The sequence below is a fragment of the Advenella sp. FME57 genome, assembly GCF_014897675.1.
Taxonomy (GTDB): domain Bacteria; phylum Pseudomonadota; class Gammaproteobacteria; order Burkholderiales; family Burkholderiaceae_B; genus Advenella.
In genome coordinates this window covers 1-17678 of record NZ_JABUXU010000032.1, presented here as the reverse complement: position 1 = coordinate 17678, position 17678 = coordinate 1, and the positions used below count along the sequence as shown (strand labels likewise).

Here is a 17678-nt window from a genome sequence, read left to right as displayed (position 1 = left end):
CATCGTATCCTCCTTATCAGGCAGGGCCCGGCTTCGGTCGGGCCCTTTTACCGTCAGTACTGACCATCAGCACAGCGCAGATATTCTGCACTTGTCGCGGGCGTGTTCAGACCGGGTTTGATTCAAATGATCACTTGGGGGTTCCCGTGATATCTGTGTCCGCAATGTCAAAGCTGATCATGAAAATACGTACCAAATATCAGCGGCAGCAATGACAGCTAGCGTAAGTTGCACGCGTTATTCGCGGCAATGTCCACAGATTGGCCAGTAAGTGCGTCCTGCGCGCGCCAGGCTTATGGGTGTTGCTGTCTCGCGGCATACGGGTACTCCCTATTGTGAAATAGGTAATATCCAAGCATCTGGTTCACAGGCATGCCGCTTGAACGGTCATCGCATCTGGCATGCCTTGCGCCGCACATTCAGCATGCGCCCGGGCCTGGACCCGATGCGTCACCGCTTGACCGATAATCAGCAACGCGGGACTGCCCAATCCAGCGGCGCTAATGTCTGCCGACATGGCACGCAGCGTCGTAAACAAACTGCGTTCATTTCGACAGGTCACGCGCTCGACCACAGCGACCGGCAGATCGCCGGCAAAACCGGCCTGCAACATATCCTGCTGCAGTTGTTCGTTTCGACTCATACCCATATAACAAACCAGCGTAAGCCCGCTTTGCGCCAGGGCCCGCCAGTCGGGAGCAGCGCCGTCGGCGGTATGGGCCGTCACAAAAACGACGCCGCGCGCAATCGCGCGATGGGTCAATGGCAAGCCCAGTGCGCTGGCCGCAGCCAGACCGGCAGTCATGCCGCCGACCGCCTCGGCAGCAATACCCTGTTCGGCAAGCCATGCCAGTTCTTCGCCGCCACGACCGAAAATAAAGGGATCGCCCCCCTTGACCCTGGCCACCTGCAGCCCTGTGCGTGCATAGCGCGCCATCAGGCGCAAAATAAAACTTTGCGCCGTGGACGGACAGCCCCCACGCTTGCCGACAGGTACGATACGGGCATGGGTGGGCGCCAGCGCCAGAATATCCTCGCTGATCAGATCGTCCACCAGCCAGACATCGGCGTTTTGTAATATCCGATAGGCCTTTAACGTGAGCAGTTCAGCATCGCCCGGGCCGGCACCCACCAGCCAGACCTTGCCCGTGACAGCATCGTTTGTCGAAATCCGCTTTATGATAGTTGTCATAGTGCCTCCGTACCAGCATACCGGTTGATCATTTGATTGATTTGTACAACACAGGATCCACACCCTGTACCGCAATTGAGATGCTGCTTGAGCGCAGGCAGATCCATACCGCTGCGAATACCATCAACGATCTGTGCATCTGTCACGCCATTACAGGCACACACCATGCGAGCCCGTGGCTTCATTTGTGATTTTCCTAGTAGCACAGCCAACAGTGGCTCGGGCCGTACACCAGTATCGGCCCATTCGTTCAGGGCATCCTCGGCATTCAGGCCTGTGCCGGCCAGACAATAGACGACCACTTGACCGTCGATGCAGCGCACCCGCCGATAGATGCCTCGCGCAGGATCGTCGAATGCCACGTCCGTATCGGCGATACCCAGATCTGTCAGCAACTGTTCCAGCCGCGCCCGAACCGGTGCGGCTCTGGCGGCCAATCGCAGGCGCAACCCTCCGTCGCCGGTAGCCACGGGTACGGCAATGGCGTAATCAAATTCATTTAGCCAGCCAGACAGCCTGCGCTGCAGCGCGACCGCATCGCCGCGTACCCATGCCACCGCCTGCCATAGTGGCTTGTAAAGCGCCACGCCGACGACGCAGTGCTTGAGCTCAGGTTGCCCTGAATCCGGATCAGTTGCGCCATGGGTAAGCCCGTTGATACCGTCTCCGGCCATAAAACGACTGCCCCAGTGCATCGGCACAAAGGCACAACCGGGTTTAAGCGTGTCGTCGGCCTGCGCTGGCAGCACCAGATGGGCGCGACGGGATTTGATTGTTACCAGGGCCTGACTGCCAATGCGATAGCGCGCCATATCGGACGGGTGCAAGTGAATCACGGGCTCTTCCACGTGACCAATCAGTGTCTGCGATAAACCCGTCCGGGTCATGGTATGCCAGTGATCACGCAAGCGTCCTGTCGTCAGCCGCAGCGGATACTGCGCCGAGATATTTTCAACGGGCGCAACGTAGCCTACATCCGCAAAGCGGGCCCGCCCGTTTGCCGTTGCAAAGACGTGATCTGTATACAGGCGGGCGGTACCCGACTGCAAGAACGGCCACTGCACCGGACCAAGTTGCTCCAGCAAGGCAAAGCTGACAGCGCTGTAGTCCAGATCGCGACCGGCAGTCAGCGCCGCATGCTCGGCAAAAATCTGCGCTTCGTCGGCGTAATTGAACAGGGCCTCCTTGGCCGGTGCAATCTGGCGGGCCACGCGCTGGGCCACTTGTTGCACAATTTTCCAGTCTGCCAGCGCATCGCCCGGCGCCGAAATGGCTGCCCGTACACGACTGATCCGGCGCTCCGAATTGGTGACCGTGCCTTCCTTTTCAGGCCAGGTCGCGGCCGGCAAAATCAGATCGGCGTAGGCCAGCGTTTCCGAATCGGCATACGCTTCCTGCACAATCACAAAGTCTGCGTTCTGCATTGCCTTGCGAACCCTGGCTTGGTCAGGCAGTGACTGTGCCGGGTTCGTGGCCGCGATCCACAGTACCCGAATACGTTTATCCAGCAACGCATCAAACATGGCTATGGCCGGATATCCTGGCGCCTCCGGTAAACTATCTGTCCCCCACAAGGCGGCAACCTCCTGGCGATGCGTCGCATTGGCCGGGTCACGATGCCCTGGCAAAAGGGTTGCCATGGCGCCGGCTTCACGCCCTCCCATGGCATTGGGCTGACCGGTCAGCGAAAATGGGCCAGTACCTGGCCGACCGATATGACCGGTAGCCAGATGCAAGTGAATCAACGACATGTTCTTGGCCGTACCACTGCTGGACTGGTTCAGGCCCATGGTGTACAACGACAGCGTCGCGGCGCTTTGAGCAAACCATCTGGCCGCTGTCACAATATCGGCGGCAGCAACGCCGCACACGTCCTCGGCTGCCGCGGGTGTAAATTCCCGAATGCGATTCTTCAGCGCGGGAAAACCTTCCGTGTAGCGCGCAATATAGTCGCCGTCGATCAGGTTTTCCCAGACCATGACGTTGAGCATTGCGTGAAACAGCGCCACGTCTGCCCCCGGCGTCACGGCCAGGTGCAGATCGGCCGCCTGCGCCGTGTCCGTATTGCGCGGGTCGATCACAATAATCTTCATATGCGGGCGCGCCTGCCGTGCCAGCATCAGCCGCCGAAACAACACCGGATGCGCATAGGCCATATTCGAACCGGCAATCAGGACCGTATCGGCCAGCGCAATGTCCTCATAGCTTGCCGGTGGCGCATCGGCGCCAAGCGTCATTTTGTATCCGGTCACGGCGCTGGACATGCACAACCGCGAGTTGGTGTCGATGTTATTGGTTCCCACCAAGACACGGGCCATTTTGTTGAAGATGGCGTAATCTTCGGTAAGCAACTGGCCCGACAAATAAAAGCCCATGGCCTGCGGTCCCGCTTCACGTACGGTCCTGCTGATCACATTTGCCGCAATATCAAAGGCCTCGGACATATCGATTTGGCGAAATCTGCCCGTCTGTCTGTCACGCAGGCGCGCGCGCAATACCCTTGTCGTATCCCGTCGAATCGTGCCGGGCAGCGCCATGCCCTTGCTGCACAGCAGTCCCGCGTTGGATGGATGATCCATATCACCCTCCACTGCCAGCACCTGTTCACCCTTGCTGTGAATACGCACGCCGCAGCCGGTGCCACAATAGCAGCAGATCGAACGAGTAACGCATATCTCATCTGTCATATTCTGAACCAGCTGGACGGGCACCGGGGTATCCATGACTACTGTCCTTCACCCAGATCCAGGCAGACCCTACCCTGATCGATTTTCACGGCAATGGTCCTCACGCATCCCTCGTCCGGAGCCTGTACTTGTCCGGAGGGCAGATCAATGACCATACCATGCAGTGGGCAGGTAACCGAAGCGCCATGCACCAGTCCTGCAGACAGGGGGCCGCCTTTGTGGGGGCATTTGTCGACGATGGCGTAGACAGCACCGTCGCCGCTACGAAACACGGCGATATCATCAAGGCCGTGACGGCGAATGACACGCGCACCGCGTGCCGGGATCTCGTTGGTGGCGCACACAGGCGTCCATTTTTCACAGACTTTCATCGTGTCCTCACACATTTAGGGTTTCAAGTTCAGGCGCCGCGATCCGTTTCTCTACACGGTCCTGCCAGGGGTCCTGCTCGAAAGACAAGGCAAAGCGCAGCCGGTCATACAGCGCCGCACGGTTGTCGGCATTGCCGATAACCTGTTCTTTTGCATGCTCCAGACCAACCCGCGCCAGGTAATGGACGGTACGTTCCAGGTAATAGGCCTCTTCGCGATACAGCTGTAGAAAAGCGCCGCAATATTGCAGCACTTCTTCCTGGGTTTCGACCTTGGCAAAAAATTGCGCGACTTCGGTTTTGATGCCACCGTTGCCGCCGACATAGATTTCCCAGCCCGAGTCGACTGCAATAATGCCCACATCCTTGATCCCGGATTCGGAACAGTTACGTGGACAGCCGGACACCGCAAGTTTTACTTTGTGCGGGCTCCACATCCCTACCAGATCTTTTTCAAGTGCAATACCCATGCCGGTGGAATCCTGCGTGCCAAAGCGGCAGAATTCGCTGCCTACGCAGGTCTTCACGGTACGCAGGCTCTTGCCATACGCATGGCCTGAGGGCATGTCCAGGTCCTTCCAGACACCAGTCAGATCTTCCTTGCGTACCCCAAGCAAATCAATCCGCTGCCCGCCGGTCACCTTGACCATGGGAATGGCGTATTTATCTGCCACATCTGCAATCCTTCTGAGCTCTGAAGGATTGGTTACCCCGCCCCAAATGCGGGGTACAACGGAATAGGTGCCATCCTTCTGGATATTGGCATGCATGCGTTCGTTCACCAGACGCGAGGCGCCATCATCGACGGCCTCGCCCGGCCAGGTGGACAGCAGATAATAATTGAGCGCAGGCCGGCAGGTTGCGCAGCCATCAGGCGTTCGCCATTCCATGAAATGCATGGCATCTGCCATGGTGATCAGATGTTGCTGACCAATCACCTTGCGCGCCTGTCCGTGTGTCACATCGGTGCAGCCACAAATAGGCCGTGCCGATTTTGGTTTTACATCGGCGGCGCCGCCAACACAATTGATCAGGATCTGCTCTACCAGCCCGGTGCATGACCCGCAGGAACTGGCAGCCTTGGTATGTTTTTTTATGTCATCAACAGTAAACAGGCCCTGTTCGCGAATCGCCTTGACGATGGTGCCCTTGCACACGCCATTGCACCCGCACACCTCGGCGGTATCGGGCATGCCCGCCACCTTGCTCTCGCCGGCGTGCCCGGTATCGCCCACCGCCCCTTCGCCAAACATCAACTGGTCGCGAATTTCATGAATCGACCTGCCTTCACGAATCAACCGGAAGTACCACGCACCATCTGCAGTGTCACCATAAAGGCAGGCGCCTATCAGCTTGTTGTCCTGCACAACCAGTTTTTTGTATATTCCTCCTTCGGGGTCGGCCAGCGTAATGCAATCGGTGTTGGCATCACCCATGAAATCGCCGGCAGAGAACACGTCGATGCCTGTCACTTTCAATTTGGTGGACGTCACACTGCCCTCATAACGGGCGATGCCATACATGGCCAGATGATTGGCCGCCACCTTGGCCTGTTCAAAGAGTGGCGCAACCAGACCGTAGGCGGTGCCGCGATGGCTCACGCACTCGCCCACTGCATAAATACTCGGATCATAAGTCTGCATGGTATCGCTAACCACAATGCCGCGATCAACATGCAACCCAGCGCTGGCAGCCAGTGCAACGTTGGGACGAATGCCAACGGCCATGACCACCAGATCGGCGGGCATCTGGTGACCGTTGGCAAAACGGATCGCCCCGACGCGCCCATTGCCATCATCCACGATCTCACTGGTCTGATGCGCCATCAAAAATTGCAGGCCACGCGTTTGCAGACTGGTGCGCAACATGTTGGCGGCCTGCTCATCAAGCTGACGATCCAGCAGCGTGTCGCCCAGATGCACCACCGTGACAGTCATGCCACGCACGGCCAGGCCATTGGCCGCTTCCAGCCCCAGCAGGCCACCGCCAATCACCACCGCATGGCGCCGCACGCCTGCGGCTTCGATCATCAGATTCACATCGTTGATATCACGAAACGTCACGACGCCATCCAGCGCATGGCCTGGCACCGGCAGAATAAAAGGATTGGAGCCGGTGGCCAGCAGCAGCCGGTCGTAAGGAACAACTGTGCCGTCCGCGGTATGCACCTGCCGGCGTATCCGGTCGATGGTGGTGACCGACTGGTTCATCAATAGATTGATATTATTGTTGTCATACCAGGACTGATCGTTCAGGATAATGTCCTGGATGGTCTGTTCACCCGTCAACACCGGCGAGAGCAGTATCCGGTTGTAATTGGGATAGGCTTCGCTGCCAATAATGGTAATGTCATAAAGCTGATCATCCAGTTTGAGCAACTCTTCGATGGTGCGAACACCAGCCATCCCGTTGCCGATCAGTACCAGTTTGCGTTTTTTCATGATGTTGCCTGTATTCATTTGTGATTGACCAGGGGTCTTAAGCGACAACCGCACTGTCCTGTTCCTGAGCAGCCTGCTCAGCCTCAACCAACGCAAGACGCGTGCCCTGCTCGGGATTCGAATAGCGTTGGTGCAGAAATTTCATCACCGCGGCGCGGTATTGCAGATAGCGTGGATCGGCAGCCAGTGCCACACGGTCACGACGCGCAGGCAGCTGGATCGCCAGAATCTGGCCAATCGTGGCCGCCGGTCCGTTGGTCAGCATCACAATCCGGTCCGACAGAAGCACGGCTTCGTCCACATCGTGGGTCACCATCACAACGGTGCTTTGCGTGCGCTTGACAATACGTAACAAGGCATCCTGCAAATGGGCGCGTGTCAGCGCATCCAGCGCGCCAAAAGGCTCGTCCATCAGCAACACCTTGGGTTCGATGGCCAGCGCCCGCGCGATGCCCACGCGCTGCTTCATTCCCCCTGATATTTCACGGGGATACTTGCTGCTGGCATGGGCCAGATCCACCAGCTCCAGGGCCGCCGCCGTGCGTTCACGCAGGCGCGCTTTGGTTTCGCTGGCGCCGAACACGCGCTCCACTGCCAGATAGACATTTTGAAAACAGGTGAACCACGGCAGCAGCGAATGATTCTGAAAGACCATGGCCCGATCCGGCCCGGGTCCGGCTATTTCACGCTGATCACAAATGAGCACGCCGCTGCTGGGTTTGCTCAAGCCGGCAATGAGATTGAGCAGCGTGGATTTGCCACAACCGGAATGGCCGATCAGCGAGACAAACTCTGCCTTGCGGATCGCCAGGTTGATGTCGTTCAAAGCCGTGAACGGCCCGTGGGCAGTATCGAAAACCTGACTGACCGATTCAACTGCAACATATTTTTCCATGCGTTACTCCTCTGTAAAGGCAAAGCGTCTGGCCAGGGCCAGCAAAGTGGCATCAAGCAGCAGCCCGACCAGGCCGATAATGAAAATGGCAATAATGATGTGCTGCACATTCAGGTTGTTCCATTCATCCCAGAGCCAGAAGCCGATACCGGTACCGCCGGTCAGCATCTCTGCGGCCACGATCACCAGCCAGGCGGTACCAATCGATAACCGCACGCCTGTCAGCACATAAGGCAGGACCGAGGGCACAAGAATACTGGTCAGCACCTTGCGTTCGGACAGATTCAGCACCCTGGCAATGTTCAGATAGTCGGCAGGCACCCGCGCCACGCCGTCTGCCGTATTGATAATCATCGGCCAGATGGAACAGATGAAGATGGCCCAGATTGCAGCCGGCTCGGCGGCCCTGAACATAAGCAGTCCCAGCGGCAGCCAGGCCAGCGGTGAGACCGGGCGCAACAGGCTGATCACCGGCGCAGTCATTTTACGTATCGGCGCATAACGGCCAATAATGAATCCCGCCGGAATGCCGACCAGCGCCGCCAGGCCAAAACCGATTCCGACGCGCCACAGCGAAGCCATCACGTTCCAGCCGATCCCCACGTCGTTCGGGCCGTTGCGGTAAAACGGATCCTGGAACAGCGTCACCGCCGCCAGAAAGGTAGCCAACGGTGTGGGGATGCCCGGAATTTTTCCTGCGATCATCTCCCAGACAATGACAACTGTCATTAGTCCGATGAGGGGGTAGCCCAGTCGACCCAGCCATGCCATGACCGGCAGTCCTGTCCATGGCTGCGTGGTTACTGCCTTGGTTGCTGTGTTCATCCGTTCCCCCCGCAATTAAACATGAACGGCAAAGCCGTCGGCATAGGCCACCGGATCACTGCCATCCCAAAGGACGCCATCCATCAGCGTCGAAGACCGGCTTTCGCTGGCAGGCAAAGGCGTGCCACTGGCCTGGGCGGCAGCCTTGTAGATGTCGATGCGGTTGATTTTTTTTGCCGCTGCCTGATAGTCGGGATGCGATTTGAGCAGGCCCCAGCGCTTTTGCTGAGTCAGGAACCACATGCCGTCACTCAGATATGGAAAGGTTGCTGCTCCGTCGCCATAAAACCGCATCGGATGCGCGCTGTCTGCAACCGTACCGATTCCGTTGTCGTACTTGCCCAGCATGCGGCCAATAATCACGTCGGCCTGTGTGTTGACATAGGACTTGGCAGCAATCACCTTGGCTGTTTGCTCGATATTGGCCGGCGAGCTGTCGATCCACCGGCCGGCTTCAAGAATCGCTGCCGTCACGGCCCGGGCGGTATTGGGATACTGGTCTGCAAACCTGGCCGTTGTGCCCAGCACTTTTTCCGGGTGGTCCGGCCAGATTTCCTGTGAGGTCACTGCCGTGAAGCCAATTTTATCGATCACCGCCCGCGCGTTCCAAGGTTCGCCTACGCAGTACCCGTCCATATTGCCGATCATCATATTGGCCACCATTTGCGGGGGTGGCACGGTAATGACACGAACATCGTTGAATGGATGAATTTCATGCGCAGCCAGCCAATAATAAAGCCACATGGCATGCGTGCTGGTGGGAAAGGTTTGCGCGAAGGTCAGTTGCCGATCCAGCGTTGCCATTGCTTTTTTCAATGACGTCCCGTCCGTTACGCCGCGCTCGTGCAATCCCTTGGCAAGCGTAATGCCCTGCCCGTTCTGATTGAGCCCCATGAGCACGGCCATGTCGGTTTGCGGACCGCCGATCCCCACCTGCAGGCCGTAAATCATGCCGTACAATGCGTGCGCACAATCCAGATTGCCATTGATCAGTTTGTCGCGCACGGCGGCCCAGGACGCTTCCTTGCTCGGGATAATCTTTATCCCGTATTTTTTGTCGATGCCCAGCTCGGCCGCCATGATGACCGATGCGCAGTCGGTCAGCGGAATGAAGCCGATCTTGACCTCGGTCTTTTCCGGCGCGTCCGAGCCGGCGGCCCAGGCGCCGCTGCGCAAAAAGGGATCTGCCAGGCCAAGTGCACCAATGCCTGCTGCCGACCTCGCCACCGACAGCATCCATTGCCGCCGATACACGCTGCCCGGTGCAATTGCATCCTGTGCAGCACAACTGCGAGCCCGTATCTCGTCCGATTTGCCTGTTGCGCCCGTTTTCTTCCGACTGTTCATCATTACCCCAAAATAAAAAGCGCCCTGCGGATACGTTTTGAAAACGTACCTGCAGGACGCCGTTGTCCTGAATGCTGTGTCATTGATTGATGACGACCGCCATTGGCCTTCATGACAACTTAAGCAAGTTGCATGCCAATTTACATCCCACAGAGTGGCAGACAGCCTTGACAGACTGCGGCAGCTGGAATTTTTGACCGCAACCAGGCAGATCAACCGCCCTGGCGCCTTCGAGGATGGGCATGATGGATGCCGCAGCGCACAATAACGGTGCACGAGCCACTTGTTGCCGCCAATCCGCCACAGCGCCGGGAGCAGGACGCACTCAAAATGGGCATCGCTTGCGAATGCAGTCGGCAAAAAGCGGCACGCCTTTTGCTTTATCTGAATCAAGAGGAAAGAAAATGCTGAATGTGATGTTGATCCGCGATGAACAAAACGATGCCCTGCGTGACAAACTGCAGGCTGCCGGCATTCACGTGGTGGCTGAAATATCGCCGCTGGCCGATTTTGCTGCGGCGCTGGCCGGCATCAAACCCGATGTCGTGCTGGTCAGCTCGGATGCCTCGTGTCGCGATACGCTGGAAGGGCTCTGCATACGCTCGCATGACAGCGCACTGCCGGTAGTCATGTTTACCAATGACAACGATCGCAGCTTCATGCAGGCCTCAATCAGGGCGGGTGTTGCCGCCTATGTCGTGGGTGACGTCCCTTCGGCCCGTCTGCTCTCGTTGCTGGACGTGGCCATTGAACGTTTCGCGCTCGAACGCTCGCGCCGGCTCGAGCTCAATGACACCAGGCGACGGCTTGCCGAACGCCAGGATGTTGAAAAAGCCAAAGGCATTCTGATGAAAATGCATGGGGTGGACGAAGACCAGGCCTATCGGATGCTGCGAAAAAAGGCCATGCAGACCCAACGCCGAATCGGACAAATCGCAGCGGCATTGATCGAGGCGCATACTTTTCTGTAGACCGTACCGGTGCAGGCCATAGCGGCGTTGCTGCAAGACGTGTCGGCGCCTGTTGCAGCAAAATCACCTAAGCCTGGATCCGCCCTGTCGTTGTCTGCTTTTGCAACTGGGAAAACGAACAGATATGGCCTGCCAGCGCGCTGGCCATGACCGTGGCCGGGCTACCCAGCCACACTTTGCCCGGCCCGGAGCGTCCCGGAAAATTGCGGTTGATCGCGCTGATGGTGGTCTGGTCGGCGTCGATCGACGAACCAGGCCCGCAGTTGGCGCAGGCCCCGCAAGACGGTTGCAATATTTTTGCGCCCATGCGTTCAAACACCTGGTCATAGCCTTTTTGCACGCAATAGTCGCGAACCGCCGTGGTGCCGTACTGCAAATACAATTGCACATGTGGCGCAACTTGCAAGCCTTGTTGCAAACCCCAGGCCAATACGGCGTGATACTGATCGAAATCTTCGCGCTTGCCGGCCGTACAGGAGCCGCCATAGGCAATGTCAATGGCCATGGTGTCTTCTAACGCCCCCACAGCCCGCCCATTGCCCGGGTCACCAGGTGCAGCCACCAGTACATCCAGCGCTGAACAATCCACCGTAATCTGCTGTTCATAGCTGGCGCCCGGGTCGCTATGCATCCAGTCGGCCAGTTCAAAATCCACGCCCCGGCGTTCCCTTAGAAACTGCACTGTTCGGGCGTCGGGGGCAACAATGCCGGTAAAGCCACCCAGCTCCGCACACATATTGGTCAGCGTCGCCCGTTCATCCACAGACAGACAGTCGATGACTTCGCCGGTAAACTCGAACACCCTGCCAACCCCCTTGCCGGCGCGTATCTGCGGCAGCGCCAGCAGATGCAGGACGATGTCCTTGGCCACCACGCCTGCCGGCAGCGTGCCCTGCAGCCGAACCAAAATACCGGGTGGCACCGTGATGCGTACAGCGCCGGTCATAAAGGCATTGGCCATATCGGTCGTGCCTACCCCGAAGGCGACACAGCCCAGGGCTCCGCTATGCGGGGTATGCGAGTCGGTTCCGACCACCACCTGCCCGGGAAGTGCATAATGTTCGGCCATCATTGCATGTGAAATACCTGCCACGTTGCTGCCGTCATCGTGCAGAGCTTCATTCTCGGTCAGTGTACGATGCCAGCGCAGGCCGGTTGCCTTCACAAAATCGCGATGTGCCTGGCACATGCGCAGCATGTTTGGCACCAGACCCTGACGCAGATGCGCGGGGCTCTCGTGCATATAGGAAGTGTGATCCTCGAAGGCAATGACTTTTTCCGTATCAAACAAATGCAGCGGCGCGGCATAGCTCTGGTACAGCATATGCGCCGCCATGCCGGTGTAATACTCGTGGATAAAACGCCAGTCGGCGCGCAGAAAGATGCCTGTGCCCGGCGTCAGGTCGGTGCCGGTCTGTTCCGTGCGCAAAACATGCCGGGCGATGATTTTTTCAAACAGTGTCTGCGGCTTGTCGCTAGCGGCAGCGGCCTGCGGACGACTCCTGGCAAGATGACGTTTGCCATAATCGAGCAGCCCGCCACTACGAAGGATGGCCTGAGTCAGCACATCGCGCTCTTGCAGGATCTGTTCAAGCGTGATGCTGTGCCCGGCCCGCAACTGCGCCAGCAGCGCAAAATTGGTGGATGTCAGTAACCCGATATTGTCGGCATTCTGCCTGTAGATCCGCTCAAAGCTGCGCGCAAATACCAGGCACACGCCGGCATGCTTTTCGGCTGCCGGACTATGCTCTCGCGAAGATCCCTTGCCATAACGGTTACCTGCCACAACCACCTGAATACCGGCCTGCCTGACCGCATGCCTGGCGATGGGCGTGCGACCACCTGCCTGTAACCCGGTATAGGCAAACCCGCCAAGCTTGTCGTCATAGTGCGACATGATGGCCACCGGTGTAATTTCATCGGTAGATATATCGTCCCGCAATACGATGTCGGCGTGTGCATCGGGCAACTCGGCGGTGCCCGGTTGCAGACAGGCTTCAATAGTCTGCGGATCGTCGGCAAGATACAGAAAGCGGTCAAAGGCAAGAGGAGCACTCGTGGACTCGTTCATCACTGCAATTTCCTGAGGGTTACGCACTATAATTATCAACTGCCATTATCGCGCATCGCGCTGGCAATGTGAGGCCTGCCAGGCCAAGACTGCCGTTTTTGTCCCGTCGCCAATGGCGCCTGCAGAAGATATCGTCAGCGCTTTTTTTTCAATTGTAATTGACCCCATATTGGCCGCGTGCAGACAGCAGGTAGAATACAAAAGGCCATAAAACCGGGTTGACTGTCTTTTATGACGCCTTACATGATGGATTACATTATTTTCGCTGCTGCTGCCCGTGAGGAAAGTCATGCATTTTTACAATCTGCTGTTCGATATACCCATCTTTCTGGCCTGGGTCCTGTGCATTGTTTTCTTTCTTGGGCTGTCCGGCCTCATTGTCCTGATTATTCGCCGGCAGCGCAGCAGTAGTACGTCCCCGCGCAGCAGCGCGCTGAGCCATACGCTTATTTCGGGTTTGCTGGTGCCCATTGGCCTGAATATGGCGTTCATGGCCAGTGACGTATGGAAGGAAAATGAGAAAGGCCAGGCGGCCACCGAGCATGAGGCCGGCGCAGTGCATGATGCGCTCAGGGTGCTCAGGCATATGCCCGAGCAGATCAATGCAGACTTGCGCGCCCGTCTGCTGGCCTATGTGAACGCCGCCGTTCAGGATGAATGGCCGCGCATGGGACATGACCAGATCAGCGAGCAGACCGAATCGGCCCTGGATGTGCTGACCATCAATGCAGCCAAAACCGCCATCGAAGTGCGCGACGATCCTTATGTCAGCTCGCAGATGGCGCTACTCAATACGTATCTGACACAGGTCCGGGAAGCCCGTGATGACCGGCTCAATGTTGCCACCTATCATATCAACATGCAAAAGTGGCTGGTGCTGCTGATTCTTCTGAGCGTGTGCATGTATGTGATATACGATATTCATTATCACACCCGTAATGAATTGCGTAAAGCCGTCGTACTCATTTCACTGAGTTTCGCCAGTATCTCGTTCCTCATTCTGGTCAACGACCGGCCATTTACCGGCAAGAGCATCATCGAACCGGAGCGTCTGCGACAAATCCAAAAGGCGCAGTTTCAGTAAACCGAATACGGCGCCGAAGAAAACCCCTACAATAAAAACGACTCCATCCCTTCAACCAACCGGAACAAGAGATAACGTGGACAACGCAAGTACAGACAGAAATGAAATGCAGCAGGACATCCGCCTGCTGGGCAGAATCCTTGGGGCCGCCATCCGTGAATCGGAAGGCCAGCCGATTTTTGACATCATTGAGACTGTGCGCCGCGCCGCGGTACGTTTCAAGCGTGAAGGCATCCAGCAGGAACGCGATACGATGATCGACAGGCTGACGGCCCTGTCCGATGACCAGGCCAATACCCTGTCGCGTGCCTTCAGTTATTTCCTGCACCTGGCCAACCTGGCTGAAGACCGCGATCAGCAAAAGCGCCAGCGCCGCCGCTTACTGAGCAGCAACGAGGCCCAGATCGGCACCCTGGGACACACGCTGGCAGAACTGGAACGCCATGGTGTGCAGCGTGGCCAGGTTCGCGATTTTCTGGCAAAAACCATGATTGTCCCGGTTCTGACGGCCCACCCTACGGAAGTACAACGCAAAAGCACGCTGGACCTGCATCGACACATCAGTCACTGTCTGGTGGCCATCGACAGCCGCTTGACCGAAGAAGAAAGCCATCAACTGGCGCTAGAGCTGACCGGCTATATCAAAACGCTCTGGCTGACACGCATGCTGCGTTTTAACAAGCTGACGGTCAATGACGAAATTGAAAATGCGGTGGCCTATTTCAGCACCACCTTCCTGAAAGCCATTCCGAACCTGTACACCACATTTGCACGCAATCTGGGCGAGCAAGCGGACAATGCGGCACTGGTGCCAACCTTCCTGAAAATGGGCTCCTGGATTGGCGGCGACCGCGACGGCAATCCCAATGTGAACGCCGACACGCTCACACATGCGATGAACCGCCATGCCACCACGCTGTTCGACTACTATCTGGCGCAGGTGCATCTGCTGGGCTCCGAACTGTCGCTGAGCACCTCCCTGACGCAGGTCTCGCCAGAACTGGCCAGCCTGTCGGAGGCCAGCCCGGATCAGTCACGTCACCGGCTGGATGAACCCTATCGCCGTGCGCTGATTGGCGTGTACGCCCGCCTGGCGGCAACGGCAAAACACCTGACCGCCCATGACCTGGCCCTGCGCAATACAATACCGGCCGATCCCTATGATGACCCGGCCGAATTTGCGGCAGACCTGGCAGTCATTGCCCGATCGCTCTGCGACAACCATGCAGGCGCCGTGGTGCCCTTGCGTTTGCAGCAGCTGCAACAGGCCGTCGCCGTGTTTGGATTTCACATGGCAGCACTTGATCTGCGGCAAAGCTCAGATGTACACGAGCGCATTCTGACCGAACTGTATCAGCGTGCAGCAATCAAGCATGAAGGTCAGCCGGTCCAGTATGACCAGCTGAATGAAGAACAGAAAATTGCCGTGCTGCTGGCCGAACTGGACGATAGTCGCCCCCTGGTCTCGCCCTGGCAGCAGTACAGTGAAGAGACCCGCAAGGAACTGGCTATTTTGCAGGCCGCCGCTTCTGTGCGGCGCCATTACGGGTGCAATGCGATTACCCAGTATATTGTGTCCCATACCGAAACGCTCAGTGACCTGCTGGAAGTCTTGGTCTTACAACAGGAAACCGGGCTGATCTCGCAACAGCGCGACGACGCGGGCCAGCGCATGCCGGTAACGCCCGGCGATGGCCTGATTGTCGTGCCGCTGTTTGAAACCATCCCCGACCTGGAGGCCGGCCCGGCCATTATGGACCGCTGGCTGTCGCTGCCACAGGTGCGCGAACGCGTCGTCCATGCTCAGGACAACATCCAGGAAGTCATGCTGGGCTATTCGGACAGCAACAAGGATGGCGGCTACCTGACCTCCAACTGGTCTTTGTATAACGCCGAATTGCAACTGCTTGAGGTTTTTCGTCGTCATGACGTGCGTCTGCGCCTGTTTCACGGCCGCGGCGGATCTGTCGGTCGCGGCGGCGGCTCCAGCTTCGATGCGATCCTGGCGCAACCGCCCGGTACGGTCGACGGACAAATCCGGCTGACAGAACAGGGAGAGGTCATCCAGAGCAAATACAAAAATGCCGAAAGCGGACGCATCAATCTGGAATTGCTTGTTTCAGCAACCCTGCTGAGCAGCCTGGCGCCGCATGAGGAAGCGCGCAAGGACGCCGACACGATGCAGCGCTATACGCAAGCCATGGCCTGGCTCTCCGATGCCGCCCAGCATGCCTATCGTCGGCTGGTGTATGACACGCCGGGTTTTGTCGATTATTTTTTTGCAGCCACGCCCATCAATGAAATTGCGGGCTTAAATATCGGCTCGCGCCCTGCTTCGCGCAAAAAGGGACAGCGCATCGAAGATCTGCGCGCCATCCCCTGGGGCTTTTCCTGGGCTCAATGTCGGCTGATGATCACCGGTTGGTATGGCGTGGGCACGGCAATCGATACGTTCATCCGCCTGGGTACCGGCAAAGACGACGGCAGCACCCAGCAATCACGTACGCAATTGCTGCGCGACATGGCCGAGCACTGGCCGTTTTTCCAGACCGTGCTGTCCAATATGGAAATGGTCCTGGCCAAAACCGATATGGACATCGGACGCCAGTACAGCGAACTGGTTGCAGACCAGGAAATACGCCGCACGATTTTCGGGATGATCGAACAGGAGTTTGGGTTAACGCGTGATGCGCTTTACAGCATCAAACAGCAGGATCTGCTGGCGGACAACCCCACCCTGAAAGCCGCCCTGCAAGAGCGCTTTGCCTATACCGATCCCTTGAACTATCTGCAGGTCGAGGTCATCCGGCGCCAGCGCGCGCTGGAGGATGCCCAGCAAGAGCCGTCCAAGCTCGAACAAATGCGCAGCCAGCGCACCATCCATCTGACCATCAACGGAATCGCCACCGGCCTGCGCAATTCGGGTTAGCCCAGGCAGGCGGCAGGCGCTACGGCGCCGCCGCTTCCCTGCCTGCATCTGAATCGCTACAGCACTTTGGTAAACAGGCTGCGGCGGCTGATGACTTTGCCGGCCACCATGAAAACGCCATCACCGGTATAGTGCAACGTTTCCGGGTGTGCCGGCCGGGTGGCAACATGCGCCTTCACAATCTCGAAGATGAAGTAATTGTATTTTTCGACCAGCACATCGTCATGCAGTTTGCATTCGAACGCGGCATGACATTGGTCGATAATCGGCGCGCTCACCTGTTGTGCGGGACTGGCGGTCAGGCCAAATTCGGTGAACTTGTCCACCGCGCTGCCGGTGCAATTGCCAACGCGACAGACAATATCAGTGAGCTCAGTTGTAGGCAGATTGATGACGCATTCTCCGCTCTTGCGGATCATATCGAAACTGTGATTGCCAGATGAAATCATGCAGCCGAACAATGACGGTGCAAACTCCAAAATGCAATGCCAGCCCATGGTCATGATATTGTGGCGATTCTGCCAGTGCGATGAGACCAGCACGATGGGGCCCGGTTCAAGATAGCGCCGCGCCTGGCTCACCGGAAAATCTCTTTTGCGTGGTTTGTTCAGGCGCTTTTTGATTGCCGGGCCGCCCTGCGCGCTGTGGCCTGCATTCAGTACCGCAGGGTCGGCTGTCTTGTCGCCAGGCCGGAACTGACCTGCAGCCCGCCTGCGCGGCTGGCGGGCTGCCTTGCTATCGGCTTTCCCGCTATCTGTTGCTTTGTCTGGCTTTGTCATACGAGTCTCTCCTGATCTGTGAATACAACAGGAAAATGCGCAACAACAGTGACCGCCGGTGCAAAGAAAAACGGCCGGATAAACCGG

General features: G+C 57.7%; 12 protein-coding genes. 3 read left to right on the top strand and 9 right to left on the bottom strand.

The window, feature by feature from the left end; translation table 11 throughout:
- Positions 1–364: 364 nt before the first annotated feature.
- The 7 genes from cobA to INT32_RS21370 are packed head-to-tail and all read right to left on the bottom strand — an operon-like array spanning position 365 to position 9646.
- The gene (gene cobA, locus INT32_RS21400; RefSeq protein WP_193090710.1) at positions 365–1192 is read right to left on the bottom strand and encodes a uroporphyrinogen-III C-methyltransferase; all 828 of its coding nucleotides are present in this window, start codon (positions 1190–1192) and stop codon (positions 365–367) included.
- Positions 1189–3915 (bottom strand): nitrate reductase, encoded by a 2727-nt coding sequence (locus INT32_RS21395; protein ID WP_226817340.1) that lies wholly within the window; start codon positions 3913–3915, stop codon positions 1189–1191. The genes cobA and INT32_RS21395 overlap by 4 nt, the downstream gene beginning before the upstream one ends.
- A 2-nt stretch (positions 3916–3917) precedes the next feature.
- Positions 3918–4265, bottom strand: coding sequence for a nitrite reductase small subunit NirD (gene nirD / locus INT32_RS21390; protein ID WP_193090709.1), 348 nt, complete (start codon positions 4263–4265; stop codon positions 3918–3920).
- Positions 4258–6690, bottom strand: coding sequence for a nitrite reductase large subunit NirB (gene nirB, locus INT32_RS21385; RefSeq protein ID WP_193090708.1), 2433 nt, complete (start codon positions 6688–6690; stop codon positions 4258–4260). The genes nirD and nirB overlap by 8 nt, the downstream gene beginning before the upstream one ends.
- Before the next feature lie 37 nt (positions 6691–6727).
- Positions 6728–7585, bottom strand: coding sequence for an ABC transporter ATP-binding protein (locus tag INT32_RS21380; RefSeq protein WP_193090707.1), 858 nt, complete (start codon positions 7583–7585; stop codon positions 6728–6730).
- A 3-nt stretch (positions 7586–7588) separates the two neighbouring features.
- Positions 7589–8410: a nitrate ABC transporter permease gene (gene ntrB / locus INT32_RS21375; RefSeq protein ID WP_193090706.1), complete on the bottom strand. Its 822-nt coding sequence runs from the start codon at positions 8408–8410 to the stop codon at positions 7589–7591.
- A gap of 15 nt (positions 8411–8425) precedes the next feature.
- A complete protein-coding gene (locus tag INT32_RS21370) occupies positions 8426–9646 on the bottom strand; it encodes a CmpA/NrtA family ABC transporter substrate-binding protein (protein WP_226817342.1) in 1221 nt (406 codons plus the stop codon).
- Positions 9647–10161: 515 nt separating this feature from the next.
- On the opposite strand from INT32_RS21370, the gene INT32_RS21365 reads away from it, so the two are divergent.
- The gene (locus INT32_RS21365) at positions 10162–10728 is read left to right on the top strand and encodes an ANTAR domain-containing response regulator (protein ID WP_193090705.1); all 567 of its coding nucleotides are present in this window, start codon (positions 10162–10164) and stop codon (positions 10726–10728) included.
- 67 nt (positions 10729–10795) lie between these two features.
- Here the strand turns inward: INT32_RS21365 and INT32_RS21360 are convergent, their stop codons facing one another.
- Complete coding sequence (locus tag INT32_RS21360) at positions 10796–12799, bottom strand: aconitase family protein (protein WP_193090704.1); 2004 nt, start codon at positions 12797–12799, stop codon at positions 10796–10798.
- Positions 12800–13088: 289 nt separating this feature from the next.
- On the opposite strand from INT32_RS21360, the gene INT32_RS21355 reads away from it, so the two are divergent.
- Both INT32_RS21355 and ppc read left to right on the top strand, forming a co-directional pair.
- On the top strand, positions 13089–13883 hold the full coding sequence (locus tag INT32_RS21355) for a DUF4239 domain-containing protein (protein ID WP_193090703.1): 795 nt from the start codon (positions 13089–13091) through the stop codon (positions 13881–13883).
- A gap of 106 nt (positions 13884–13989) precedes the next feature.
- A complete protein-coding gene (gene ppc / locus INT32_RS21350) occupies positions 13990–16812 on the top strand; it encodes a phosphoenolpyruvate carboxylase (protein ID WP_193090711.1) in 2823 nt (940 codons plus the stop codon).
- A 56-nt stretch (positions 16813–16868) separates the two neighbouring features.
- Here ppc and INT32_RS21345 read toward each other — a convergent pair whose 3' ends face one another.
- Entirely contained in the window at positions 16869–17591 is a 723-nt protein-coding gene (locus INT32_RS21345) for a flavin reductase family protein (RefSeq protein ID WP_193090702.1), read from the bottom strand.
- Positions 17592–17678 lie beyond the last annotated feature (87 nt).

What these genes read in the sequence shown, in the direction of transcription:
- INT32_RS21365 (WP_193090705.1), top strand. Translation starts at nt 10,162, where the DNA reads ATGCTGAATGTGATGTTGATCCGCGATGAACAAAACGATGCCCTGCGT.
- INT32_RS21395 (WP_226817340.1), bottom strand. Translation starts at nt 3,915, where the DNA reads ATGGATACCCCGGTGCCCGTCCAGCTGGTTCAGAATATGACAGATGAG.
- INT32_RS21355 (WP_193090703.1), top strand. Translation starts at nt 13,089, where the DNA reads ATGCATTTTTACAATCTGCTGTTCGATATACCCATCTTTCTGGCCTGG.
- INT32_RS21360 (WP_193090704.1), bottom strand. Translation starts at nt 12,799, where the DNA reads ATGAACGAGTCCACGAGTGCTCCTCTTGCCTTTGACCGCTTTCTGTAT.
- INT32_RS21345 (WP_193090702.1), bottom strand. Translation starts at nt 17,591, where the DNA reads ATGACAAAGCCAGACAAAGCAACAGATAGCGGGAAAGCCGATAGCAAG.
- INT32_RS21370 (WP_226817342.1), bottom strand. Translation starts at nt 9,646, where the DNA reads ATGCTGTCGGTGGCGAGGTCGGCAGCAGGCATTGGTGCACTTGGCCTG.
- cobA (WP_193090710.1), bottom strand. Translation starts at nt 1,192, where the DNA reads ATGACAACTATCATAAAGCGGATTTCGACAAACGATGCTGTCACGGGC.
- nirB (WP_193090708.1), bottom strand. Translation starts at nt 6,690, where the DNA reads ATGAAAAAACGCAAACTGGTACTGATCGGCAACGGGATGGCTGGTGTT.
- INT32_RS21380 (WP_193090707.1), bottom strand. Translation starts at nt 7,585, where the DNA reads ATGGAAAAATATGTTGCAGTTGAATCGGTCAGTCAGGTTTTCGATACT.
- ntrB (WP_193090706.1), bottom strand. Translation starts at nt 8,410, where the DNA reads ATGAACACAGCAACCAAGGCAGTAACCACGCAGCCATGGACAGGACTG.
- nirD (WP_193090709.1), bottom strand. Translation starts at nt 4,265, where the DNA reads ATGTGTGAGGACACGATGAAAGTCTGTGAAAAATGGACGCCTGTGTGC.
- ppc (WP_193090711.1), top strand. Translation starts at nt 13,990, where the DNA reads ATGCAGCAGGACATCCGCCTGCTGGGCAGAATCCTTGGGGCCGCCATC.